The 21,799-nt window shown below is 74.6% G+C and carries 21 protein-coding genes; 11 read left to right on the top strand and 10 right to left on the bottom strand.

The genetic code is table 11. The features are described from left to right. Positions 1-47: 47 nt before the first annotated feature. The gene (locus tag A6F73_RS29410; RefSeq protein ID WP_063350540.1) at positions 48-1,250 is read right to left on the bottom strand and encodes an agmatine deiminase family protein; all 1,203 of its coding nucleotides are present in this window, start codon (positions 1,248-1,250) and stop codon (positions 48-50) included. 197 nt (positions 1,251-1,447) lie between these two features. Here A6F73_RS29410 and A6F73_RS29405 point away from each other — a divergent pair, with 197 nt between their 5' ends. After that, positions 1,448-2,026, top strand: coding sequence for a TetR/AcrR family transcriptional regulator (locus A6F73_RS29405; protein WP_063350539.1), 579 nt, complete (start codon positions 1,448-1,450; stop codon positions 2,024-2,026). 44 nt (positions 2,027-2,070) lie between these two features. Here the strand turns inward: A6F73_RS29405 and A6F73_RS29400 are convergent, their stop codons facing one another. Next, a complete protein-coding gene (locus tag A6F73_RS29400; RefSeq protein WP_079136119.1) occupies positions 2,071-3,189 on the bottom strand; it encodes an agmatine deiminase family protein in 1,119 nt (372 codons plus the stop codon). A gap of 171 nt (positions 3,190-3,360) precedes the next feature. Further along, on the bottom strand, positions 3,361-3,939 hold the full coding sequence (locus tag A6F73_RS29395; RefSeq protein WP_244293542.1) for a TetR/AcrR family transcriptional regulator: 579 nt from the start codon (positions 3,937-3,939) through the stop codon (positions 3,361-3,363). Between the two features lie 218 nt (positions 3,940-4,157). Between A6F73_RS29395 and A6F73_RS43495 the strand changes: the two genes are divergently transcribed. The 3 genes from A6F73_RS43495 (at position 4,158) to A6F73_RS29380 (ending at position 7,468) form a co-directional block, all read left to right on the top strand. Next, the gene (locus tag A6F73_RS43495) at positions 4,158-5,807 is read left to right on the top strand and encodes a serine/threonine-protein kinase (RefSeq protein WP_063350537.1); all 1,650 of its coding nucleotides are present in this window, start codon (positions 4,158-4,160) and stop codon (positions 5,805-5,807) included. A gap of 108 nt (positions 5,808-5,915) precedes the next feature. Then, the gene (locus tag A6F73_RS29385) at positions 5,916-6,419 is read left to right on the top strand and encodes a DinB family protein (protein WP_063350536.1); all 504 of its coding nucleotides are present in this window, start codon (positions 5,916-5,918) and stop codon (positions 6,417-6,419) included. A 140-nt stretch (positions 6,420-6,559) separates the two neighbouring features. Then, a complete protein-coding gene (locus A6F73_RS29380; protein ID WP_079136118.1) occupies positions 6,560-7,468 on the top strand; it encodes a phosphotransferase in 909 nt (302 codons plus the stop codon). 21 nt (positions 7,469-7,489) lie between these two features. Here A6F73_RS29380 and A6F73_RS29375 read toward each other — a convergent pair whose 3' ends face one another. Genes A6F73_RS29375 through A6F73_RS29365 form a run of 3 tightly spaced genes read right to left on the bottom strand, consistent with a single transcriptional unit; the run spans position 7,490 to position 9,658 of the window. Continuing rightward, positions 7,490-7,891: a TIGR03618 family F420-dependent PPOX class oxidoreductase gene (locus A6F73_RS29375; protein WP_063350534.1), complete on the bottom strand. Its 402-nt coding sequence runs from the start codon at positions 7,889-7,891 to the stop codon at positions 7,490-7,492. A gap of 55 nt (positions 7,892-7,946) precedes the next feature. Beyond that, complete coding sequence (locus A6F73_RS29370; RefSeq protein ID WP_063350533.1) at positions 7,947-8,576, bottom strand: MBL fold metallo-hydrolase; 630 nt, start codon at positions 8,574-8,576, stop codon at positions 7,947-7,949. Beyond that, a complete protein-coding gene (locus tag A6F73_RS29365; protein ID WP_063350532.1) occupies positions 8,573-9,658 on the bottom strand; it encodes an S-(hydroxymethyl)mycothiol dehydrogenase in 1,086 nt (361 codons plus the stop codon). Before A6F73_RS29365 ends, A6F73_RS29370 begins: the two co-directional genes overlap by 4 nt. 657 nt (positions 9,659-10,315) lie before the next feature. Between A6F73_RS29365 and A6F73_RS29360 the strand changes: the two genes are divergently transcribed. The 3 genes from A6F73_RS29360 to A6F73_RS29350 all read left to right on the top strand — a co-directional run bounded on the left by A6F73_RS29360 (position 10,316) and on the right by A6F73_RS29350 (position 13,112). Continuing rightward, positions 10,316-11,533 carry a cytochrome P450 gene (locus A6F73_RS29360; protein WP_063350531.1) on the top strand — a complete coding sequence of 406 codons (1,218 nt, stop codon included), beginning with the start codon at positions 10,316-10,318 and terminating at the stop codon, positions 11,531-11,533. After that, a complete protein-coding gene (locus A6F73_RS29355) occupies positions 11,530-11,793 on the top strand; it encodes a ferredoxin (RefSeq protein ID WP_079136117.1) in 264 nt (87 codons plus the stop codon). Before A6F73_RS29360 ends, A6F73_RS29355 begins: the two co-directional genes overlap by 4 nt. 134 nt (positions 11,794-11,927) lie before the next feature. Then, entirely contained in the window at positions 11,928-13,112 is a 1,185-nt protein-coding gene (locus tag A6F73_RS29350) for an MFS transporter (RefSeq protein ID WP_208869127.1), read from the top strand. Here the strand turns inward: A6F73_RS29350 and A6F73_RS29345 are convergent. From A6F73_RS29345 to A6F73_RS29330, 4 genes are all read right to left on the bottom strand, one after another. Continuing rightward, positions 13,093-13,998, bottom strand: a complete 906-nt coding sequence (locus tag A6F73_RS29345; RefSeq protein WP_063350530.1) for a LysR family transcriptional regulator — start codon at positions 13,996-13,998, stop codon at positions 13,093-13,095. The two genes, A6F73_RS29350 and A6F73_RS29345, sit on opposite strands and share 20 nt — an antisense overlap. A gap of 9 nt (positions 13,999-14,007) precedes the next feature. Next, entirely contained in the window at positions 14,008-15,288 is a 1,281-nt protein-coding gene (locus A6F73_RS29340) for an aminoglycoside phosphotransferase family protein (protein ID WP_063350529.1), read from the bottom strand. A gap of 133 nt (positions 15,289-15,421) precedes the next feature. Continuing rightward, positions 15,422-16,279 (bottom strand): PhzF family phenazine biosynthesis isomerase, encoded by an 858-nt coding sequence (locus tag A6F73_RS29335; protein ID WP_063350528.1) that lies wholly within the window; start codon positions 16,277-16,279, stop codon positions 15,422-15,424. A gap of 83 nt (positions 16,280-16,362) precedes the next feature. After that, positions 16,363-17,460: a DUF5937 family protein gene (locus A6F73_RS29330; RefSeq protein ID WP_063350527.1), complete on the bottom strand. Its 1,098-nt coding sequence runs from the start codon at positions 17,458-17,460 to the stop codon at positions 16,363-16,365. Positions 17,461-17,629: 169 nt separating this feature from the next. Here A6F73_RS29330 and A6F73_RS29325 point away from each other — a divergent pair, with 169 nt between their 5' ends. The 4 genes from A6F73_RS29325 (at position 17,630) to A6F73_RS29310 (ending at position 21,743) form a co-directional block, all read left to right on the top strand. Further along, the gene (locus A6F73_RS29325; RefSeq protein ID WP_079136116.1) at positions 17,630-18,928 is read left to right on the top strand and encodes an MFS transporter; all 1,299 of its coding nucleotides are present in this window, start codon (positions 17,630-17,632) and stop codon (positions 18,926-18,928) included. Positions 18,929-19,050: 122 nt separating this feature from the next. Continuing rightward, positions 19,051-19,854 (top strand): MBL fold metallo-hydrolase, encoded by an 804-nt coding sequence (locus tag A6F73_RS29320; RefSeq protein WP_063350526.1) that lies wholly within the window; start codon positions 19,051-19,053, stop codon positions 19,852-19,854. A gap of 6 nt (positions 19,855-19,860) precedes the next feature. Next, positions 19,861-20,292 (top strand): nuclear transport factor 2 family protein, encoded by a 432-nt coding sequence (locus tag A6F73_RS29315; protein WP_063350525.1) that lies wholly within the window; start codon positions 19,861-19,863, stop codon positions 20,290-20,292. Between the two features lie 179 nt (positions 20,293-20,471). After that, complete coding sequence (locus A6F73_RS29310) at positions 20,472-21,743, top strand: FAD-dependent oxidoreductase (RefSeq protein ID WP_079136115.1); 1,272 nt, start codon at positions 20,472-20,474, stop codon at positions 21,741-21,743. The last annotated feature ends 56 nt before the right edge of the window (positions 21,744-21,799 follow it).

Genomic DNA, 21,799 nt, shown 5'->3' with positions numbered 1-21,799 from the left:
CGCCGAGCCCGGAAGCCGGGGCGGCTCGGCACGGCACGGCCGGTCGGTCAGGCCGGGCCCGAGGAGCCGCCGGAGGCCCCGGCGGCGGCCTCGGGCTGCTGTTGGGTCGAGCAGTGGATGCCGCCACCGCCGGCCGCGATGGCGTTGATGCTCACCGGGACGATCTCGCGGCCGGGGTGGAGGTCGGCCAGCACGCCCGCCGCCCGGTCGTCGGAGGCCTTGTCCCCGAACTGGGGCATGATCACGGCCCCGTTGACGACGTAGTAGTTGAGGTAGGTGGCCAGGAAGTCCTTGCCCCGGTCCGGCTGCCCGGTGAGGTCGGGTTCGGCGAGTTCCACGATCCGCGGCTTGCGGCCCTTGGCGTCGGTGGTGGAGCCGAGCACCTGCAAGGCCTGGTCGGAGGCGCGGGACCAGATGTCCGGCGGGGTGTCCGGGCCGGGGCGGTGGATGACGACCACGCCCGGCTCCGCGAACCGGGCCAGGGCGTCGATGTGGCAGTCGGTGATGTCCTGCCCGGCCACGCCGGCGAACCAGATGACCTTCTGAACGCCGAACAGCTCCTTCAGGGCCCCCTCGATCTGGTCGCGGCTCGTGCCCGGGTTGCGGTTCGCATTGACCCACGAGCTCTCGGTGGCCATCAGGGTGCCCTCGCCGTCGACCTCGATCGCGCCGCCCTCGCCGGTGATCGGCGCCTGGATGCGCCGGATCCTGTAGTGGTCGAGGAGGTACCGGGCGACCTTGGCGTCGTTGTCGTGGGTCTGTTTGCCGCCCCAGCCGTTGAAGTTGAGGTCGACGCCGGCCAGTCCTGCCGGGCCGGTGACGAAGGTCGGGCCGGTGTCGCGGGCCCACAGGTCGTCCACCGCCAGGTCGAGGACCTCGACGCTGGAGCCGCACAGCTGCCGGGCCGCGGCGCTCTGGTCCGGGCGGGCCATCAGCACCACGGGTTCGAACCGGGCGACAGCCTGCGCGACGTGCGCGATGTCCTGGCGGACGGCGGGCAGTTGGTCGCCCCACACCGAATCGAGGGCCGGCCAGGCCATGAACGTCCTGGTGTGGGGGCGCCACTCGGCCGGCATGGCGTACGACGCGGCGGCGCTCGCGGCTCCGCCCGTGCCCGTGCCGGCGGCCGTGGTCGGCTCGTCCTTCGGGGACGAGGCCCCCGACGAACCGCAGCCTTCCACCATCGCGACCACGGCCGCGGCCGCCCCGGAGCGCAGCACGGCCCGGCGGGACAGGGCGGGTTCTCTCATGGCAGGTCCCCTCGTCGACACGGATTCCACCCCGAAGCGGGCGATATCCGACAGTAGGGGTGGCCGGCGGGTCCGTCGGCGAGCCCGCGCGGCGCCGATCGGGCGAATCGGGCGATCCGCCGGGCCGGGAGGCCGGGGCGGGCGCCTCTCAAGCCAGACTAAAAGTTCAGTCAATATTTCGAGTACAGTGGACCACCATGCCAGACCGTCGAACAGAGATACTGAGAGCGGCCACACGACTCATCGCGCGACGCGGCGTACGCGGACTGCGGGTGGGGGAACTGGCGGCCGAGGCCGGGGTGTCGACCTCGCTGATCTACTACCACTTCACCGACCGCGCCGGGATCCTCCGCGAGACCCTGGAGTTCATCGGCGAACGGGCCGACCGCTACACCGCCGAACCGGAGCCCGGGGCGCCCGCGGACGACCCCTGGAGCGAACTGGCCCAGGCCCTGCTGCTGGAACTCCAGGACTCCACCGAGGTCCGCGAGAACAGCACCGCCTGGGGCGAGTTACGGGCGAGCGCGGTCTTCGAGTCCCGCCTCCGCGAGGACCTGGCCAGGGCCACCCACACCTGGGTGCACGAGATCGCCGGCCTGCTCGGCCGCGCCCACCCGTTCGGCACCGCGCCCGCGCACGCGGCCTCCGCCGAACGCCTCACCGCGCTCCTGGAGGGCCTCAGCATCCGGTGGCTGAGCGGCTCGCTGCCGCTCGACCGCGCGCGCAGCCTGCTCGGCGAGGCGATCGGCACGGAGATCGCGGGCTGGCGCGCCTAGGGCGCGTCTTCAGGATCTGCTGGGCCCGGTCGACCGGACAGGCCCTAAGGCAGCGGTTCCTGCATCGTGGAGCAGTGGATGCCGCCGCCCCCGGCCATCAGGCGGTCGACGTCGAGCTGGACGACCTCGCGCCCGGGGAAGGCCTCGGCGAGGGTGCGCCGGGCGGCCTCGTCCTTGTACACGTCGCCGAACTGGGCGGCGATCACGCCCCCGTTGACGACATGGAAGTTCAGGTACGAGTCGACGAACTTCGAGTCGCGCGAGCGGACGGTGTCGGGACCATCCACCCGGATCACCTGGAGCCTGCGGCCCCTGGCGTCGGTGGCCCGGGAGAGGATGTCGAACTGCTCCCGGGCGTCCCGGGCCCAGACGTCGTGGCGGTCCGCCGGGGGCAGTTGCACCAGGACGACGCCCGGCCGGACGAACCGGGAGGTGACGTCGATGTGGTCGTCGGTGATGTCCTGGCCCTTGATCCCGGGGACCCAGATCATCTTGTCCGCGCCGTACACCTCCAGGACGGCCTCCTCGATCTCGTCCCGGCTCATGCCCCGGTTGCGGTTCTTGTTGACCAGGCTGCTCTCGGTGGCCATCAGGGTGCCGTCGCCGTCGGTCTCGACCGAGCCGCCCTCGCCGACGAACTCCGCGTAGGAGAAGGGGAGTCGGAGCATCTCGGCGATGCCGCGCGCGACCTCGGCGTCGTCCCGGTGGGTCTGCTTGCCGCCCCAGCCGTTGAAGTTGAGGCCGACGGCGTCGAGCCGGCCGTAGCCGTCGCGCCGGAACACCGGGGCGGTGTCCCGCATCCAGAGGTCGTCGGTGGGGACGGCGTCCGTCACGGTGACGGCGGGTCCGCACAGGGACTGGGCCTCCCGGACGCTGTAGTCGTCCGGGGCGCACATGACCACCGGCTCGAAGCGGGCGATGGTCCGGGCGATGAGCGCGATGTCCTGCTGGACACCCGCCAGCTGCCGGCCCCAGACGGACTTGCGGGACGGCCAGGACATCCAGGTGCGGGCGTGCGGGACGTCGTCGCGGTCCACCCACCACTGCGGGAGCCCGGCCTCGCCGGCGTACGGCAGCCCGTGCTCCGCCTGGTGCGGGGGCGGGGTCGGGGCCCCGAAGAGGCGGTCGAACAGGGAGCGGTTGTCACCGTGGGTGTTGCTCATGACGGATCTCCAAATCAAGTATTGCCCACCGAGTGACCGGTGGCCCCGCAGCCGCAACTCTGACATTGACTGAATTTTCAGTCAAGCTCCAGATCATGGAACTGCCCGGCCGACCCCGACACGGGAAAAGGGCCCCGGGCCGCCTCGCCCGGGGCCGGAACGCGACGCACGCTACCCGCGCAGTCGCTCCACTTCGGCCTCGATCGCGCCGGCCATCAGCTCACGCGCGTGCGCCACCGGCAGGCTGCCGCTGAGCCAACGGACGCTCAGCCCCTCCAGCAGCGCGGTCAGCCGCTCGGCCGAGGCCGCCAGGGCGGCGGCCCCATTCATCGGCCGCACCTGCCCGAGCAGCTCCGCGACCTCCTGGACCCAGACGAGGGTGGCCCGGGCCAGGTCCTCCCGCAGCTCCGGGTCGAACACCGCACTCGCCCGCAGCTCGCCCCAGGCCGTGCTGTTCTCCCGCACCTCGGGGGTGTCCTGGAGCTCCAGCAGCAGCGTCTGCTCCAGCTCGCCCCGGGCGTCCAGCGGCGGCGCGTCCGCCGCGCGCTCCGTCGTGTAGCGCTCGGCCCGGTCGTTGATGAACTCCAGCGTCGCGCGGAGGATCCCCGCGCGGTCCTTGAAGTGGTAGTAGATCAGCGCGGTCGAAACACCCGCCTCCGCCGCCAGTTCCTCCACGCGCAGCCCGCGGACGCCGCGCCGGGCGATGACCCGCGCAGCCGCTTCCATGATCAAGGTTCGACGGTCAGCCACAAGGAATCACCTTACCCGGAGGGGGCACCGGCCGATCGGAGGACCCCATTCCTGACTGAAATCCCAGTCGGGTTATGATCCGGTGCGCTTCACGACGCCGACGTCCGTCCGGGCCCCGGCCCGACCGCCCGCCGCGCCCTCGCCTTGCCCCGTCCTGCCTTGCTTTGCCCCGCTCCGCCACTCCCCCGTCCCACCCGCACGACCCGCTGGGAGCCAGCATGACCGCAGAGCCCTTCGGCGCCCCGTCGCCCACGGCGTTCCAGGCGCTGTCCCCGGACGACCCCCGCGAGGTCGGCGGCTACCGCCTCTGCGCGCGGCTCGGCGCGGGCGGCATGGGCCTCGTCTACCTGGCCTACACCCCCGGCGGGCGGCCGGTCGCGCTCAAGGTCGTCCGGCCCGAACTCGCCGAGGACCCCGAGTTCCGGCACCGCTTCGCCCAGGAGGTCGCCAGCGCCCGGCGCATCCACGGCCTCTACACCGCCCAGGTGGTCGACGCGGGCACCGACGCCGCCACTCCCTGGCTGGCCACCACCTTCGTGCCCGGCCCCTCCCTCCAGCAGGTCGTCCACCACTACGGACCGCTGCCCGAACGGACCGTCCTGCTGCTCCTCGCCGGCATCGCCGAGGCCCTCCAGGCGATCCACGCGGCGGGCGTCGTCCACCGCGACCTCAAGCCCGGCAACGTCCTCGTCGCCGCCGACGGCCCCCGCGTCATCGACTTCGGCATCGCCCGGGCCGCCGACGCCAGCCCGCTCACCGGCATCGGCCTGCGGATCGGCTCGCCCGGCTTCATGGCCCCCGAACAGGCCCTCGGCCTGTCCGCCGCCCCGGCCACCGACGTCTTCGCGCTGGGCGCCCTGATCGCCTACGTCGGCTCCGGCACTCCCCCCTTCGGCGACGGGCCCGAGCCCGCCTCGCTGTACCGGGCGGTGCACGAGGAGCCCGACCTCTCCCACCTGCCGCCCGGACTGCACGAACTGGTCCGGCACTGCCTGGCCAAGCGCCCCGAGGACCGGCCGGGCACCGCCCAGCTGATCGAGGCCGCCCGCCGGCACCCCGCCACCGGCGGCGAACTCCGTTTCTCCGACGACTGGCTGCCCCAGCAGGTCAGCAGCGCGATCCGCCGCCACAGCGACCTGCCGACCACGCCCGCCACACCCGCCCCGCCCGCCACCGTCCTCTCCCCGGCCCGGGCCGCGGCCGACGCCCCGACCACGCTCGGCCTCCCCGCCCCGTCGCCCACCCGGCTGCAACCGGCCCCCGACAGACCCGAGCCCGCCGCCCCCGCCCGCCGGCACACCCGCACCCGCACCGTGCTCCTGACCACCGCCGCCCTCCTCGTCGGCGCCGCGGCCGCGTTCGTCCTGCTCGATCCCGAGTACCTCGACGACCTCGACGACCAGAACGTCGCCGCCGGCCTCACCCCGTCCGCCGGCGCCGCCACCACCCCGTCCGCCACCGCCCCGGCCACCACCGCCGCCACACCGGCCCCCGGGTACACCGCCGTCCACACCAACCTCGAACTCACCTCCCCCGACCCCAGCTACGAGTTCGACCTCAAGGCCGGGAAGGTCACCGCCCAGGACGCCTCCACCTGGTACCTGGGCCGCCACGCCGGCGAGTTCTACATCCCCGAGGACAGCGACGCCTACGTCGCGCCGACCGGCCGGCTCACCCTCCCCGACTGCGTCAAGGGCGTCGAGACCCAGCCGGTCTCCACCCTGCCCTTCAACGCCCTGCGCACCGACCGCAGCTTCTGCGTCCGCGCCCAGGGCGGCCAGGACATCGCCATCGTCCGCATCCTCGCCACGGCCGCCGACGACGGCCCGGTCCGGATCTCGCTCACCTCCTACCACCGCTCCGCCTGACGCGGCGCCACCCCGGCCGGACGGCCCCGTTCCGCGCGCAGGCGTGACCGGACGGGGCCCGGCCACCGGCCCGGCGGCACTGTCGGTGACGGCTGGTACGGTCCGCCCATGATGAAGCGCGTACCGTTCACCGGTGCTGAGAAGGACAGTCTGCAGGTCGCCCTCGACCGGCACCGCGACGCGGTGCTGTGGAAGCTCGACGGCCTGGACGACGAGCAGCTGCGGCGGCCGATGACCCCGTCGGGGACGAACCTGCTGGGCCTGGTCAAGCACCTGGGGGGTGCCGAGCTGGGCTGGTTCTGCGAGGCGTTCGGCCGCGAGACGGGGCCCCTGCCCTTCGACCTGGAGGCCGACGAGACCTCCGACATGAGGGTGGAGCCGCACGAGTCCACCGAGGACGTCCTGGCGTTCTACGCCCGCGCCCGCGCCGCCGCCGACCAGGTGATCGGCGAACTCGACCTCGACGACCTGGGCAAGGCCTGGTTCGGCGACGCCGTTTCGCTGCGCTGGGTGCTCATCCACATGGTGACGGAGACCACGCGGCACGCGGGCCACGTGGACATCCTGCGCGAACTCCTCGACGGCGCGGCCGGCGACCACAACCGGGGCTGAGCCGGGCAGGGGCCGCACCTGCGCCATCCCTCGTCGTCCCGCGCCATCTCCGGTGAACGCCTGACGTGCCCGCCCGGCGCCTTCACACTGGTGGTGAAAGACGCAGGCCGACCTGCGACCGCGAAACCCCGAAGGTGCACATGAGTGAGCGATTCGCCGCATTGGACGACCTGGCCGAGCGGTGGGGCCTGAGCGGCCTGGAACTCGTCGGCAAGGGCCTGGAGTTCTCCGTGTTCCGGGCGCAGGCGCAGGACGGCCAGCCCGTCGCGGTGCGGCTCGCACGCCAGCGGTTCGAGTCGAACGCCAACGACCCCCACGTGGACACCCGGACCCTGCTCCGGCAGGAGTACGTCATCGCGAAGCACCTGGCCGCCCACGGCCTGCCGGTCGCGCAGCCGAGGGAGCTCGTCCTGGCGGACGACCCGGCCGCCCCCGACGTGCTGCTGTCCGCCTACGTCCCCGACGACGGCTCGGACCTCGACTCCTTCGAGCTGGGTCACCTCCTCGCGCGGCTCCACCGGGTGCCGCCGCCGAAGCTGAGGCCGGTCGCGGCGGAGGGAACCAGCACGGCGGCGGCGATCGCCGCACGCATCGGGCGCCGCTGGGCCGAGATCGGCCGCCGCGTCGACGACTGGCCCGAGCCGCCGGCCGCTTCCCTGGTCGCCGGCCACCTCACCGGCTGCACCGAGGACAGCCTGCTGCACCTCGACGTGCGCAGCGACAACATCCGCCGCCACCAGGGGCGGGCGGTCGCCCTGCTGGACTGGTCGAACGCCCTGCTCGGGCCCCCGGCCGTGGAGTTCGGCCGGCTCGTCGAGTACGCCCGGTACCCGGAGAACGGCCTCGACCCGGCGGCGGTCCGCAGCGGGTACGCGAGGACGGCGACCGCCCCGGCCGACGACGATCCGTGCCTGGTCGTGGGCCGGCTGGACGCCGCGCTGATGCTGGCGCTCGTCTTCCTCTCCGAGGCGCCCGACTCCGGCCGCGGCCCGGCGGCGGCCGACCACGCCCGCGAGCTCGCGCTCAGAATGGGCGCCGGTCGCGCGTGAGGAAGCCCGGGAGCAGGGCTCTCAGGGCCGGCCGAGGACGCGGTCGACGGCGATCTCGATGACCACCCGGTCCGGGTTCGCCCGGGGTTCGCGGTAGCGCTCGGTGTAGCGCCGCTCGGCGTCGGCGACCTGCTCCGGCTCGTCCCGGACGACGGCGACACCCTCCAGGGTCGACCAGCGGGCCCGGTCCACCTGGCAGACCGCGACCCGCAGGCCCTGCGGGCCGGCCGCCGCCACGTTGCGCGCCTTGCGGCTGGTGCGGCTGGTGATCACCCGGGCCGTCCCGGTCTCCGGCTGGTACGTCACGCCGACCGGCACCACGTGCGGCGAGCCGTCCGGGCGAGCGGTGGTCAGGGTGGCGATGTGACGCTCGCGCCAGAAGGCGAGGAAGGCGTCGTCGAGGTCGCGGGGATCATGGGCCATGATCGCGATGCTACGGCCCCCGGAGCACGCGGCGTGCTCCGGGGGCCGTTCGCGGTCAGTGCCCGCGGGCGATCCAGTCCGGCAGGGCCGGGGCCTCGGCGCCGATGGTGGTCGGGTCGCCGTGGCCGGTGCGGACCACCGTCTCGGCCGGGAGCGACAGCAGCCGCTCGCGGATCGAGTCGATGATCGTCGGGAAGTGCGAGAACGACCGGCCGGTCGCGCCCGGGCCCCCGTGGAACAGGGTGTCGCCGGTGAAGACGGTGCCGAGCTCCGGCGCGTACAGGCAGACCGCGCCCGGGGCGTGGCCCGGGGTGTGCAGGACGGTCAGCTCGGTGCCGGCGACCTCGATCCGCTGCCCGTCGGCGAGTTCGCCGTCCGGGAGGCGCTCGGGGTGGGTGAGCTTCCACAGCGGCAGGTCGTCCGGGTGCAGCAGGATCGGCGCGCCGGTGCGGGCCGCGAGGGCCGGGGCGGCGTCGATGTGGTCGTTGTGCGCGTGGGTGGAGACGATCGCCAGCAGCCGGCGCCCGCCGAGCGCGGCCTCGATCGCGTCGGCGTCGTGCGCGGCGTCGATCACCACCGCCTGCTCGTCGTCGCCGACGATCCAGACGTTGTTCTCCACCTCCCAGCTGCCACCGTCGAGTTCGAAGGTCCCGGCGGTGACCAGCCGGTCGATCCGCGCGTTCACAGGACCACGACCGAACGGAGCACGTCGCCCTGGTGCATGCGCTCGAACGCCTGCTCCACCGCGTCGAGTTCGATGGTCTCGGTGACGAACGCCCCGAGGTCCAGGCGGCCCTGGAGGTGGAGGTCGATCAGCATCGGGAAGTCCCGCGAGGGCAGGCAGTCGCCGTACCAGGAGGACTTCAGCGCGCCGCCGCGGCCGAACACGTCGAGCAGCGGCAGCTCCAGCGTCATCTCCGGCGTGGGCACGCCGACCAGGACGACGGTGCCGGCCAGGTCGCGGGCGTAGAAGGCCTGCTTGTACGTCTCCGGGCGGCCGACCGCCTCGACCACCACGTCCGCGCCGTTGCCGCCGGTCAGCTCCCGGATCGCCTCGACCGGGTCGGTGCTGCGGGAGTTGACGGTGTGGGTGGCGCCGAGCCTGCGGGCCGTCTCCAGCTTGCGGTCGTCGATGTCGACGGCGATGATCTTCGACGCGCCCGCCAGCCGCGAGCCCATCACGGCCGCGCCGCCGACGCCGCCGCAGCCGATCACCGCGACCGAGTCGCCGCGGCCGACGCCCCCGGTGTTGATGGCGGCGCCGATGCCCGCCATCACACCGCAGCCCAGCAGGCCGGCGACGGCCGGCGAGACCGCCGGGTCGACCTTGGTGCACTGGCCGGCCGCGACCAGGGTCTTCTCGGCGAACGCGCCGATCCCCAGCGCCGGGGACAGCTCGGTGCCGTCCAGCAGCGTCATCTTCTGCTTGGCGTTGTGGGTGTTGAAGCAGTACTGCGCGCGGCCGCGCCGGCAGGCGCGACACTGGCCGCACACCGCGCGCCAGTTGAGGACGACGAAGTCGCCCGGCTCGACCTCGGTGACGCCCTCGCCGACCGACTCGACGACGCCCGCCGCCTCGTGCCCGAGCAGGAACGGGAACTCGTCGTTGATGCCGCCCTCGCGGTAGTGGAGGTCGGTGTGGCAGACCCCGCAGGCCTGGATTTTGACCACCGCCTCGCCCGGCCCCGGGTCCGGCACCACGATCGTGGTCACCTCCACGGGCGCGCCCTTGGCGCGCGCGATGACTGCCTTGACCTGCTGGGCCATCCGATTCCACCTCCGTCGGCCGATGCGGCTCTGCACCGGCGTGACCTGCGACAAACGACTGCCCACGAAGCGTAGCGCCCGTAGCGACGGGCGCCGACGGGGCGGGCCCGGTGATCCGGCTCACCGCACCGGCCGCAAAGGCGTCATATGCCGTCGAGATATCCGCCGGACCCCCCGGCGTGGCCCGCAGGGCAGGGCGCGCGGGCGGCGCCGAGCGCCCGTCAGCGTGCCTCGAAGTGCCCGGAAAGGAGCGCCGTTGGCTGGAAGTGCCGCTGACGCGCGCACCGCCGCCCACGTACGGTCGTAGCAGAAGCGGTCCACGCGACCACGCTCAGCACATCCGCCCCACCCGACGGTGCGCCACCGCGCGCCGTCCGCGCCGAGGCGTACCGACCGTACGCCGTCGCACGATTCGCGCCATCCCCCGTTCCGGTCCGCGTTCGCCTTCGCTTCCGCCTTCGATCCGCCGTTCGTCCCACCTGATCCGCCGTTCGTCCCGGTCCGCCGTCCCACCCGATCCGCCGTTCGTCCCGGTCCGCCGAACCCGGCCCGGGCCGAGCCGCCCGCCGGCCCGCCCCACCCGTCCCCGCACCATCCCGGTTCCACCCCCCGTCGGGCCGTCACGTACGGCCCCCCGCCCTGGAGTCTGGAGTACGGATGTCCGCCGAGAACAGTGCGACCGGTGCCGGAACCGGCACCGTCCCGCTCATCCCGATGCACTGCCTGCGCCGCCTGGAGCCCGGCCCGCCCCGGCTCGCCGCGCTGCCGACCGGCACGCCCGTCTGGCTGGTCAGCCGCCACGCGGACGTGCGGCAGGTGCTGACCGACCCGCGCCTGGGCCGCGCCCCGCTGTACGCGCCGGACGCGCCGCCGATCGCCGTCATCCCAAACATCCTCGACAGCCCGCAGGGCCTGCTGAACATCGACGGCACCGAGCACCAGCGGCTGCGCCGCACCGTGCAGCGGGCCTTCACGCCGCGCGCCATCGCCCGCTGGCGGCCCTGGGTCGCCTCGGTGGTCGAGGCCCTGATCGACGAGATGATCGACCACGGCTCCCCCGCCGACATCGTGGCCGGTTACAGCCGCAAGCTGCCGGTCCAGGTGATCACCCGGCTGATGGGGCTCGACAACCTGGACGGCAAGAAGCTCTCGCACTGGAGCGACCACGCGCTCTCCGCCACCGCCTACACGGCCGAGGAGATCGCCACCGCCATGGCCGAGTTCGCCGGCTTCGGCGCCGCGGTGATCGCCGAACGCCGCGCCGACCCCGGCGAGGACCTGGTCAGCAGCCTGCTGGCGGCCGCGGCCGAGGACGGTTCGATCGCCGAGGAGCAGTTGGTCACGCTGGTCATCGGCCTCGTCGTGGCCGGCCACGAGACCACCATGACGAGCCTCGGCAACGCGCTGGTCTACCTGCTCACCGAGGACCGCGAGGCCTGGCAGCGGCTCGCCTCCGACGAGGCCAGCGCGACCGCCGCGACCGAGCAGATCCTGCGCGCCGTCCCGCTCGGCGACGGCCAGCACCTGCCCGGCCTGCTGCGCCGCACCATCGAGGACGTCGAGATCGGCGGGGTGGTCATCCCGGCGGGCAGCGTCGTCGCCGCCGACACCGTCGCCGCCAACCAGGACCCGACGGTCTTCACCGGGGACCTGCTCACCGAGCTGTTCTCCCCGCTGGCCGCGCCGATGCTGACCTTCGGCGCCGGGCCGCACCACTGCCTGGGCGCCTGGCTGGCCCGGATGGAGCTCGAACTCGCCCTGCACCGCCTGGCCCGCCGGCTGCCCTCGCTGCGCCTGACCGGGCCGGTCGAGGAGATCGACTGGCGGCGGGGCCTGCTCACCCGCAGCCCCGAGACCCTCCAGGTCGCCTGGTGACGGCCACGCCGGGGACGGGCGCCGACGCGGTGGTGGTCCGGGTCGACCGGGACCGCTGCATCGGCTCCGGGATGTGCGCCCTGAGCGCCCCCGGCTCGCTGGCGCTCGGCGCCGACGGGCTGGCCGAGCCGGTGGCCGACTACGCGGCCGACGGCGCCGAGCTGACGGAGGCGCTGGCCGACGCGGTCGACTTCTGCCCGGTCGAGGCGCTGACCCTCTACTCGGCCGCGGGTGGCTACCGGATCGCCCCGGCGGAGTGACCGCGCCCCCCGGCGCCGCCTGCCGCACCACGGCGGGCGGCGCCGGGGGCGTTCCCGGATCGATGAGCCTGGCTAATCGACGGATGAGCTCATCGATCTTGTTCCGCCCTCGGCGCGGCTGATGGGCTGGCCCCATGACCGACGCCGACACCCTCGCGCCCCCGGCCGCCCCCGGCAGCCCGCCCCGCTGGGCACCGATCACCGCCGTGGCCCTCGCCACCTTCACCGTGGTCTCCGCCGAGATGATGCCCGTGGGGCTGCTGACCCCCGTCTCGAAGACCCTCGGCGTCTCCGACGGCGTCACCGGGCTCTCCCTGACCATCACCGGGCTCCTCGCCGCCGTCCTGTCCCCGTTCGTTCCCGCGCTCACCGGGCTCCGGGACCGCAAGCACGTGCTGATCGCCTTCATGCTGCTGCTGTCGCTGGCCAACGCGCTCACCGCGCTCGCCCCCAGCTACCCAGTACTGGCCGCCGCCCGCGTCCTGCTCGGCCTCGCGATGGGCGTCGTGTGGGGCATCACCGCGGGGCTGGGCCCACGCCTCGCCGACGGGCCGCGGATCGCCCTCGCCACCACGCTGATCTTCTCCGGCGTCTCCATCGCCTCGGTGCTCGGCGTCCCCCTCGGCACCTACCTCGCGGCACTGCTCGGCTGGCGCTCCGCGTTCTGGGCCCTCGCCCTGCTCGGCGCGGTGTCCGCCGCCGTCCTCGCCCGCACGCTCCCCGCCCTCCCCGTCCACGAGCGCGGCCGGCTCGACCGGATCGCGGACGCGCTGCGCAACCGGGGCGTCGCCGCCGGACTCGCCGTCACGGCGCTGGTCGTGCTCGGCCACTTCACCGGCTACACGTATGTACGGCCGGTGCTCGAACTCGACGCAGGCCTGAGCAGCGGCGTCATCGCCGCCTGCCTGCTGGTCTACGGACTGGCCGGCGTCGCCGGGAACTTCACCCTCGGCCCGCTGGCCGGCCGGCACCCCAAGGCGGCCGTGGCCACCGCCCTCGCGGGCGTCGCGCTCGCCACCGCCCTGCTGCCGCTCCTCACCGGGAGCGTGGTGGCGGTGCTGCTCGCGCTCGTCGTCTGGGGCGCCTCGTACGGCGGGGTCTCGATCTCCACCCAGACCTGGGTCCGGATCGCCGACCCCGCCCGGATCGAGGCCTCGGCGGCGCTGTGGGCGGGCGTGTTCAACGCGAGCATCGCGCTGGGCTCGCTCGCCGGCGGGCTGGTCATCGACCGGGCCGGGACCCACGCCGTGCTCCTCACGGCGGCGCTGATCACGGCGGCCGGACTGCTGCTCGCCGCCGTCACGCGCCCACGGCGGTGAGCGCCCGTACGAAGGCCCCGGCCAGCGGGTGCGGCCGCCGCTCGCCCTGCACCACCAGCAGCGTGGACGGTTCCAGGCCCGGCACCGGCAGATAGCGGATGTCCGGCCGCTGGACGTACGCCGTGCTCGCCTCGCACAGCAGCAGCCCCAGGCGGGTGCTGGCCACCGTCGACAGCCCCTCCTGGAGCGTGGCCGCGCCCGCCGGGTAGGCCAGTTCCCGCCCGTCCGGCGCCTGCCGCGGGGCGTTCACCCGGCGCCAGTAGTCCGGGGCGGGCCCCCGCGGTTCGATCAGCGCCAGCCCGGCCAGTTCGTCCGTGGAGACGCTCGCCGCCCCGGCCAGGCGGTGCCCGGCGGAGAGGGCGACGTACATCGGCTGCCGCGAGAACTCCAGCAGCACCCGCAGGCCGTCCTCCCGGCACGGGGACAGCACGATGGCCAGGTCGATCTCACCCCGGCCCAGGTGCGAGAACGGATCCCCCCAGGACAGTTCGACGAGCTGGGCCGCGCCCTCCGGAAGGCCCGCGATCGCCCTGGCCACCGGCTCGTACACGGCGCACTGGAACCCCAGGCGCAGCGGCCGGTCCGTCGAGGCGGCCCGGGCGCGGGCCGCCTCGAAGCCCTCCCGGAGCCGGTCGACGGCGGGCACCACCTGCTCGGCCAGCTCGCGCCCCAGCTCGGTCAACTCGACCCGCCGGCTGGTCCGTTCGAACACCGGGGCGCCGACCCGGCCCTCCAGCCGCTTGATCAGCTGGGAGACCCGGCCCTGCGAGACGCCCAGGAGCTGCGCCGTCCGCCCGAAGTGCAACTGGCGCACCAGGACGGAGAAGCACTCCAGTTCCTGGAGCGGCAGCTCCGGGAGCACGGGGCCTGGCGTCGTCCGATCCACCCCGGCAGTCTAGGGCGCGTCCTCGGTGTTCTGACCCGTGAGGTCGGGAACGCCACAGGCCAGCGCCGCGCGCAGCTCGGCGGCCGGGTCGCCCGCGTGGTACGGGCGTTCGCTCTCCTCGATGTGGTCCAGGAACTCCTGGTAGCGCAGCGCGTAGGACAGGTGGTACAGCGGTTCGACCAGCTCCAGCGCGCGCCACGGCCGGGATCCGGGCGCGTGCTCGCTCCAGGCCTTCAGCCAGACCTCGACGAGGTGCTGCCAGCGCTCCGGCGAGAGGTAGGCGCGCGGGCGCAGCCCGTCCAGGGCGGGGTGGCCGAGGTAGGAGTCGGCGTAGTCGACGACCACCGGACGCTTGCCGTCGGAGCGCCAGTTGCCGGGGTGGAAGTCGCCGTGCACCAGGGTCTCGGGGAGGCCGCAGGCCGCCAACTCCTCCAGCAGAGCGGGGAGTTCGGCGACCAGTCGGCGGACGCCGGCCAGTTCCCCGGGCGTCAGGTCGGTCTCGCCGGGGAGCCGGTCGAGCAGCGCCTGCGCCTGGGCGAGCAGGGTGCGGGGCGTCCGGTCGCGCAGCCCGGCCGTCGCCGCGCGCCCGTCGGCGGCCAGCGCCGCCTGGGCGGCGACCAGCCGGGGCACCACCTCCTCGACGGTGTCGAGGGACGGCGACCAGCAGTCCTCGCCGGGCACGTGGTCCAGCAGCAGCCGCCCGCCCGCCGGGTCGGCGGCCAGCACCGGCGGCACGAGCCCCGGGTCGACGCTGCCGAGCAGCGCGATCACCTCGCCCTCCCGGGCGTTGAAGGCGGGCGTCGTGGTCTTCAGCCAGGCGTCGCGGCCGGTGGCCGTCGGGAGGCGGACGAGGCCCGACAGGTTCCACGTCCGGATCTGCCGCGCCGGGCCGGCGACCGGACGGCCGACCCCGGCCAGCTCCGCCTCCGCCCAGGCCAGCGCCTCCCCCAGCCCGGCCGGCGTGGCCCAGGCCGCGCGGCGCTCGGCGGGGCCGAGCAGCGCGGCCGTCCCGGCGTCCAGCGGCCTGGCTTCGACGGCCGTCGGCCGCTCCAGCGCCTCGGCGTGGTAGCACACCTGCCCGCCGTGCCCGCCGCGCCCGCCCTGCTCGCTCCGCCCCTCCACCAGCCGCAGCACCAGCACCGGCACCCCGGCGAGTTCGGCCGCCCGCGCTCCCACCCCGTCCACCGACGACCACCACCCGCCCGCCGCCTCGAACGGGCCCACGGGGCCGAAGTACTCGCCCCCGTGGGTGAGATGGACCGTGACGGTGCGTTCGTTCGCTCGCTGCATCCGGGCAGCTTCGCCCACCCGGGCCCCGTATGCGAGCGAATTTCCGGACGCCTCGGGCCGGGACCGGGCCGGGACCGGGCCGGGACCGGGCCGGGACCGGGCCGGGACCGGGCCGATCGCGTTCGCGTTCGCGCTACGGGATCGCCACCGCCGCGCCGGACACCCGGATCCGGCTGTCCGCCGTCCGCAGTTCGACGTGGAGCACGCCCGGGCGGCCCAGGTCCTCGCCCTGGTGGAGGGTCAGCACCGTCGGGGCCGCCGCCGCGCCCTGCTCCCGCAGGTAGGCGCCGAAGGCGGCCGCGGCGGCGCCGGTGGCCGGGTCCTCGACGACGCCGCCGACCGGGAAGGGGTTGCGGACGTGGAAGACGTCCCGGGCCTCGCGCCAGACGAGTTGGAGGGTCACCAGGTCGCGGGCCCGGGTGTAGGCGGCGAGGCCGTCGAAGTCGTAGTCGAGGCGGGCCAGGCGGTCGCGGGTGGCGGCGGCGAGGACGAGGTGGCGGGCGCCGGCGTAGGCGATCCGGGGCGGCAGGGCCGGGTCGAGGTCGGTGCGGGCCCAGCCGAGCAGGGCGAGGACCTCGTCGACGTCGGCGTCGGTCACGTCCTCCACCTGCGGCTCGACACTGGTCAGGGTGGCGCGCAGGACGCCCTCCGCGTCCTGGTCGACCTGTACGGGGACTTCGCCCGCGGCCGTCGTGAAGACGTAGTGCCCGGGGCCGGTGCGGGCGGCGAGCGCGACGGCGGAGGCGACCGTGGCGTGGCCGCAGAACGGCACCTCGGTGAGCGGGCTGAAGTACCGGACTCCGTAGGCGCCTTCGGCCGCTCCCGCGGTCAGGAAGGCCGTCTCGGAGTAGCCGAGCTCGGCGGCGATGGCGAGCATCCGCTCGTCGGTCAGGCCTGCGGCGTCGAGTACGACGCCCGCCGGGTTGCCGCCCTCGGGGCGGGTGGTGAAGGCGGCGTAGCGCAGGATGCGGGGTGAGGCGTCGTCGGTCATGCCCGGACGAACGCGTTCCGCTCCCCCGCTGTTCCCGCTCACCTGTTGCCGGTTCGCCGGCCCGCCGGTCACCACGACACCGCTCACCGCAGCAACGCCTCCAGGAAGTCCGAACCGAGCCGGGCGCTGCCCGGAAGGTCGAGCTGGTAGAGCATGTACCGCCCGCGCCGCTGGGTGATGAGCAGCCCCGCCTTGCGCAGGACGGCCAGGTGCCGGGACACCTCGGGCGCGCTGAGCTGCCAGGTGGTGGCGAGTTCGCCGGTGGTGTGCGCGCCGCGGGCCATGGTGCGGGCCAGGCGCAGCCGGACGGGGTGGGCGAGGGCCTCCAGCCGCTGCTGGACGAGGGCCAACGAGACGGGTTCGGGGATGCCCGCCTCGGCGACGGGGTACTGGAGGACGGGACGCCAGCCGGGGGTGTACACCACCACGAGGTGGGGCCGGCCGAAGGCGGTGGGGATGAGGGTGACGCCGCCGCCGTCGGTGCCGCTGGTGGCGTTGTCCTGGAGCTTGTCGATGACGATCCGCCGCCGCCCGTCGGCGCTCTGGTCGAGGGTGACGGAGGGTGAGACCGCGGCCAGCGCCTCGGCGGGGCCGCGCCGGGCCAGCAGGTCGGCCTTGCGCCGGGCGTCGGCGGCCAGGGCGGGCAGGACGCGCTGCCAGGCGTCGGCGAAGAACGCCGACTCGCAGTCCTCCAGCATCCGCCGGACGAGGGCCCGGACGGCGGGCGGGTCGGCGAGCAGCCGGTCCGCGAAGGCGGCCTGCCGGGGGCCCCGGGCGAGCGCGAGTTCGCGGGCCCGCTCGTTGGCCACCGGGTCGGTGAGCGGGGAGGACACCCGGCGGGCCGGCCGGGAGGAGCCGCAGGTGGTGACGAGGGCGGCGGCGACGTACAGCTCGTCGTCCATCCGGTCGACGGCGTCGAGCTCGTCGGCCAGGGTGGCGCCGGGCAGGCCGGGGACGAGGAAGTCGGCGCGGGAGGAGCGCCAGAGGAAGTCGGCCTCCAGCAGCCGCTCGGACAGCACCGGCGGGATCGTCGCGGCGGTGCTGGACGCCCAGCCGTGCAGCGCGGGGTGGTGCGCGGGCTCGGCGAGGACGTCCAGCATCGCGGTCAGCTCGCCCAGCGGGGACGGCGTGAAGAGCAGGCGCTCGTCGGGCAGGCCGGTGATGTCGATGGTCACGGTCATGCGCCCGCCGTGCTCCTCCCGGCAGGGGCGTCCGCCCACCCGCGCCTCTTGGTGATCGGTTCGCTCACGACGGCGATCCTGCCACCCGCCCGGATCCGCTCCCGCGTCGATTGACGGTTAGCGTCAATCGACGTGCCCGGCGGGCCGGGCAGGGCGGACGGTACCGGCCATGAGCCTGATCCAGGAGAAGTCCGTCCATGACCACGCCGCCGCCCGCGACCACACCGCCGCCCGCGACGGCCGGCCGCCGGCCCCGCCGATCGGTACGAGCCGCCGGGGCCCGTTCACGCTGCTGCGGCTGCTGACCGCCGCGGGCGGGCCCCGGTACGCGGCCGCGCTGGTGGTGGACGCGGTGGGCTCCGGCCTGCTGCGGCCGTTCCTGCTGCTGTACGGGATCGGGGTGCTGCACCTGGGCGCGGCGGCGGCGGGGCTGGCGATGTCGGCGGGGATGGTGGCGGGCCTGCTGGTGATGCCGCTGACCGGCCGGTGGATCGACCGCGGCGCCCGGACCCTCCCGGCGGCGGCCACCTTGGCGGTGCGGGCGGCGGGCGCGCTGGCGCTGCTGGTCGCGGACGGCCTGCCGGGGTTCGTGGCGGCGTCGGTGCTGATCGGGGTGGGCAGCCAGTCCTGGCCGACCACGCACGCGGCGGTGGTCAGCACGCTGACCGAGGGCCGGCTGCGGGACGCCGCGCTGGCGGCCGGGCGGTCGCTGCGCAACGCGGGGCTGGGCGCGGGGGCGCTGCTGGCCACGCTGGTGGTGACCGGCGGGGCGGGCGCGATCCGGGTGCTGGCCGGGGCGACGGGCGCGGCCTGCCTGGCCGCCGCCGCGCTGGTGCTGTCGCTGCGGGTGCGCGCGCCACACCGGGCCGCCGACCGGGCGGTGGACGTGCGGGAGCAGGGCGAGTCGCTGCGGCGGATCAGCCTGCTGAGCCTCGCCAACCTGCCGTACGCGTTCTGCTTCGACGTGCTGGAGGTGGCGCTGCCGGCGCTGCTGGTGCTGCACCTGCACGCCTCCCCGGCGTGGTCGTCGGGAGTGTTCGTGGGCAACACCGTGCTGGTGGTCGCGCTGCAGCTGGTGCTGGTGCTGCGGCTCGCGGACCGTTCGCGGCGGGCCGTGCTGGCCGCCTCGGGGGTGACGCTGGCCCTGGCCTACCTGGGGTACTGGGCGGTCGGGTCGCTGGGCGGCACGGCGGGCGCGGCGGGCGCCGCGGCGGTCTCGGTGGTGTTCACGCTGGGCGAGATCCTCTACACCGGTGCGGGGACGGCCCTGGTGACGGCCGCCGCCCCACCACACCTGCTGGGGCGGGCGCTGGCACGCTGGGAGCTCTCCTCGGGCGTGGGCCGGGCGGCGGCGCCGGCGACGCTGATGGCGCTGCTGGCGGCCGGTCCGGGGGTGCTGTGGCCGGTGCTGGCCGGGGCGACCCTGCTGGGGGCGCTGGCGGTGCTGCGACTGGCCCCGACGACGTGAGCCCCCGGCGCGGTTCGGATCGGGCCCGGTCCCACCCCCGCCCCTCCTCCGGATGCGGAGCGCACCCGCAAGGCCGATGCTGGCGGCGAGGCGTGCTCGGCAGGAGGAAGGACAACAGACCCATGAGTGCTCTCGACTTCGAGATCATCGACAGCCCCGACAGCTCGCTCAACAAGACCTCCGTCCTGGTCACCGGCCCGCAGGACGCCCTGCTGGTGGACGCCGGGTTCACCCGCTCCGACGGCCGCCGGCTGGTGGAGCGGATCCGCGCCGCCGGCAAGCGGCTGGCAGCGGTCTTCGTCAGCCACGGGGACCCGGACTTCTACTTCGGCGCCCAGGAGGTCCAGGACGCCTTCCCGGAGGCACGGTTCCTGGCCACCGCCTCCACCGTCGAGCACATCCAGGAGACGTTCGAGGGCAAGCTCAAGGCCTGGGCCCACCTCGGCCCCGAGCTGCCCACCCGGCTGGTCCGCCCCGAGGTGCTGCACGGGGACGAACTCGTCTTCGAGGGGCACCGGTTCGAGCTGCGCGGCGCCGACTTCCACCTGCCCGACCGGCACTACCTCTGGCAGCACCACCACCACGCCGTACTCGGCGGCGTGCTGCTCTTCGAGGGCCTGCACGTGTGGACGGCCGACACCCCCGAACAGGCCCAACGCGCCGCCTGGATCGACCTGTTGGACGGGATCGAGGCGCTCGAACCGCAGTTCGTCGCGGCCGGCCACCGCACCGCCGGCGCGGCCACCGACCTCACCTCCGTCCGCCACACCCGGGACTACCTGCGCGCCTTCGAGACCGAGATCGGCCGGGCCCCGGACGCGACCGCCGCGAAGGAGGCGCTGGAACGGCGCTTCCCCGACCTGGGGCTGAAGATCGCCGTCGACCTCGGCACCAAGGTCGCCATGGGCGAGATGGCCTGGGGCTGAGCGACGATGATCGAGATCCCGAGGGACACCGCCTCGTTCGCCGAGTCCTCCGCCCCGGCCGACGTGGTCCGCCGCCAGTACCTGGCCTCCGCCCACGGCGACCTGGCCGCCCTGCGCGCCACGCTCGCCGACGACGTGGAGTGGACCGAGATGGCCGGCTTCCCGCTGGCCGGCACCTACCGCACCCCGAAGGGCGTCACCGCCAACGTCATGGAGCGCCTGGCCGCCGCCTGGGAGAACTGGACGGCGCACGACGACACCTACGTGGTCGACGGCGAGAACGTGGTGGTGCTGGCCCGCTACACGGCCGTGCACAAGGCCACCGGAAAGCCGCTCGCGGTGCGGGTCGCCCACCACTTCACGGTGCGCGGCGGCCGGATCGTCCGCTTCGAGCAGTTCGCCGACACCGCGCTGGTCCGGGAGGCGATGACCCCGTAGCGAGCCCCGTAGCGGATTCCTTGACCGCCCCCGTAGCGGTTCGCGCACCGGACTCGCGCACCGGATCGCGTTCACCCGTACGGGGGAGCGCGGCGCGGCGCGCCCGGCACGGCCTCGACACGCCACCCGGACGGCGGCAGGCTGGCCCCTGATTCCGGCCGGAGAGCGAGGAGTTCAGCATGGGCACGGGCACGGCGGGAACAGCGGGAACGGCGGAGGGCGGCGGGCGCGAGCGGCCGATCGTGATCGTCGGGGCGTCCCTGGGCGGCGCGAAGGCCGCCCAGGCGCTGCGCGAGGCCGGGTACCGGGGCGGCATCGTCCTGATCGGCGACGAACACGACCGCCCGTACGAGCGGCCGCCGCTGTCGAAGGGGTACCTGCTCGGCAAGACGCCCCGGGAGAAGATCTACGTCCACCCGCCGCAGTGGTACGGGGAGCAGGACGTCACGCTGCGGCTGGGCACGGCGGTGGCCGCGATCGACCCGGCCGGACACACCGTGACGCTCACCGACGACGGCCAGGTCGAGTACGCCAAACTGCTGCTCACCACCGGCTCGACCCCACGCCGGCTGCCGGTGCCGGGCGCGGACCAGGACGGCGTGCTCTACCTGCGCCGGGTCGAGGACAGCGACCGGATCAAGGCCGCGCTGCGCCCCGGCGCCCGGGTCGCGGTGATCGGCGCGGGCTGGATCGGCCTGGAGGTGGCGGCCGCGGCCCGGGAGGCCGGCGCCGAGGTGACGGTGCTGGAGGCCGCCGAACTGCCGCTGCTGCGGGTGCTGGGCCGGGAGGTGGCGCAGGTCTTCGCCGATCTGCACCGCGACCACGGCGTCCAGCTGCGGTTCGGCGTCGAGGTCACCGAACTGACCGGCTCCGGCGGCACGGTGAGCGGCGTGCGGCTGGGCGACGGCACCACGGTGCCGGCCGACGCGGTGGTGGTCGGCATCGGCATCACCCCGGCGACCGGCCTGGCCGAGGCCGCCGGGCTGGAGATCGACAACGGCATCAAGACCGACCAGCAGCTGCGCACTTCGGACCCGGACGTCTACGCGGCCGGCGACGTCGCCAACGCCTACCACCCGCTGTTCGACACGCACCTGCGGGTCGAACACTGGGCCAACGCCGTCAACCAGCCGCAGACCGCCGCCCGCGCAATGCTCGGGCACCCGGACGCGGTGTACGACCGGATCCCGTACTTCTTCAGCGACCAGTACGACGTTGGCCTGGAGTACGTCGGCTACGTCGAACCGGACGGCTACGACCAGGTGGTGTTCCGGGGCGACCCGGCCACCCGCGAGTTCATCGCCTTCTGGCTGACCGGCGGCCGGGTGCTGGCGGGCATGAACGTCAACGTCTGGGACGTCACCGACCCGATCCGCGAACTCGTGCGCTCCGGCCGGACGGTGGACCCGAAGGCCCTGGCCGACCCGGACACCCCGCTCGGCAAGATCTGACACAGGGACGAACACTCGCCGTCCGCACCACCACGCGGATCGTCCGCCTCTGACCC

The sequence above is a fragment of the Streptomyces sp. MJM8645 genome (assembly GCF_001625365.1).
In the GTDB taxonomy this organism is placed as follows: Bacteria; Actinomycetota; Actinomycetes; order Streptomycetales; family Streptomycetaceae; genus Kitasatospora.
The sequence above is the reverse complement of the archived record's forward strand: the minus strand, read 5'-3'. Positions and strand labels throughout refer to the sequence as shown.

What these genes read in the sequence shown, in the direction of transcription:
- A6F73_RS29310 (WP_079136115.1), top strand. Translation starts at nt 20,472, where the DNA reads ATGGGCACGGGCACGGCGGGAACAGCGGGAACGGCGGAGGGCGGCGGG.
- A6F73_RS29375 (WP_063350534.1), bottom strand. Translation starts at nt 7,891, where the DNA reads ATGGCCCATGATCCCCGCGACCTCGACGACGCCTTCCTCGCCTTCTGG.
- A6F73_RS29380 (WP_079136118.1), top strand. Translation starts at nt 6,560, where the DNA reads ATGAGTGAGCGATTCGCCGCATTGGACGACCTGGCCGAGCGGTGGGGC.
- A6F73_RS29330 (WP_063350527.1), bottom strand. Translation starts at nt 17,460, where the DNA reads ATGACCGTGACCATCGACATCACCGGCCTGCCCGACGAGCGCCTGCTC.
- A6F73_RS29320 (WP_063350526.1), top strand. Translation starts at nt 19,051, where the DNA reads ATGAGTGCTCTCGACTTCGAGATCATCGACAGCCCCGACAGCTCGCTC.
- A6F73_RS29315 (WP_063350525.1), top strand. Translation starts at nt 19,861, where the DNA reads ATGATCGAGATCCCGAGGGACACCGCCTCGTTCGCCGAGTCCTCCGCC.
- A6F73_RS29325 (WP_079136116.1), top strand. Translation starts at nt 17,630, where the DNA reads ATGAGCCTGATCCAGGAGAAGTCCGTCCATGACCACGCCGCCGCCCGC.
- A6F73_RS29385 (WP_063350536.1), top strand. Translation starts at nt 5,916, where the DNA reads ATGATGAAGCGCGTACCGTTCACCGGTGCTGAGAAGGACAGTCTGCAG.
- A6F73_RS29400 (WP_079136119.1), bottom strand. Translation starts at nt 3,189, where the DNA reads ATGAGCAACACCCACGGTGACAACCGCTCCCTGTTCGACCGCCTCTTC.
- A6F73_RS29365 (WP_063350532.1), bottom strand. Translation starts at nt 9,658, where the DNA reads ATGGCCCAGCAGGTCAAGGCAGTCATCGCGCGCGCCAAGGGCGCGCCC.
- A6F73_RS29335 (WP_063350528.1), bottom strand. Translation starts at nt 16,279, where the DNA reads ATGACCGACGACGCCTCACCCCGCATCCTGCGCTACGCCGCCTTCACC.
- A6F73_RS43495 (WP_063350537.1), top strand. Translation starts at nt 4,158, where the DNA reads ATGACCGCAGAGCCCTTCGGCGCCCCGTCGCCCACGGCGTTCCAGGCG.
- A6F73_RS29340 (WP_063350529.1), bottom strand. Translation starts at nt 15,288, where the DNA reads ATGCAGCGAGCGAACGAACGCACCGTCACGGTCCATCTCACCCACGGG.
- A6F73_RS29360 (WP_063350531.1), top strand. Translation starts at nt 10,316, where the DNA reads ATGTCCGCCGAGAACAGTGCGACCGGTGCCGGAACCGGCACCGTCCCG.
- A6F73_RS29410 (WP_063350540.1), bottom strand. Translation starts at nt 1,250, where the DNA reads ATGAGAGAACCCGCCCTGTCCCGCCGGGCCGTGCTGCGCTCCGGGGCG.
- A6F73_RS29350 (WP_208869127.1), top strand. Translation starts at nt 11,928, where the DNA reads ATGACCGACGCCGACACCCTCGCGCCCCCGGCCGCCCCCGGCAGCCCG.
- A6F73_RS29405 (WP_063350539.1), top strand. Translation starts at nt 1,448, where the DNA reads ATGCCAGACCGTCGAACAGAGATACTGAGAGCGGCCACACGACTCATC.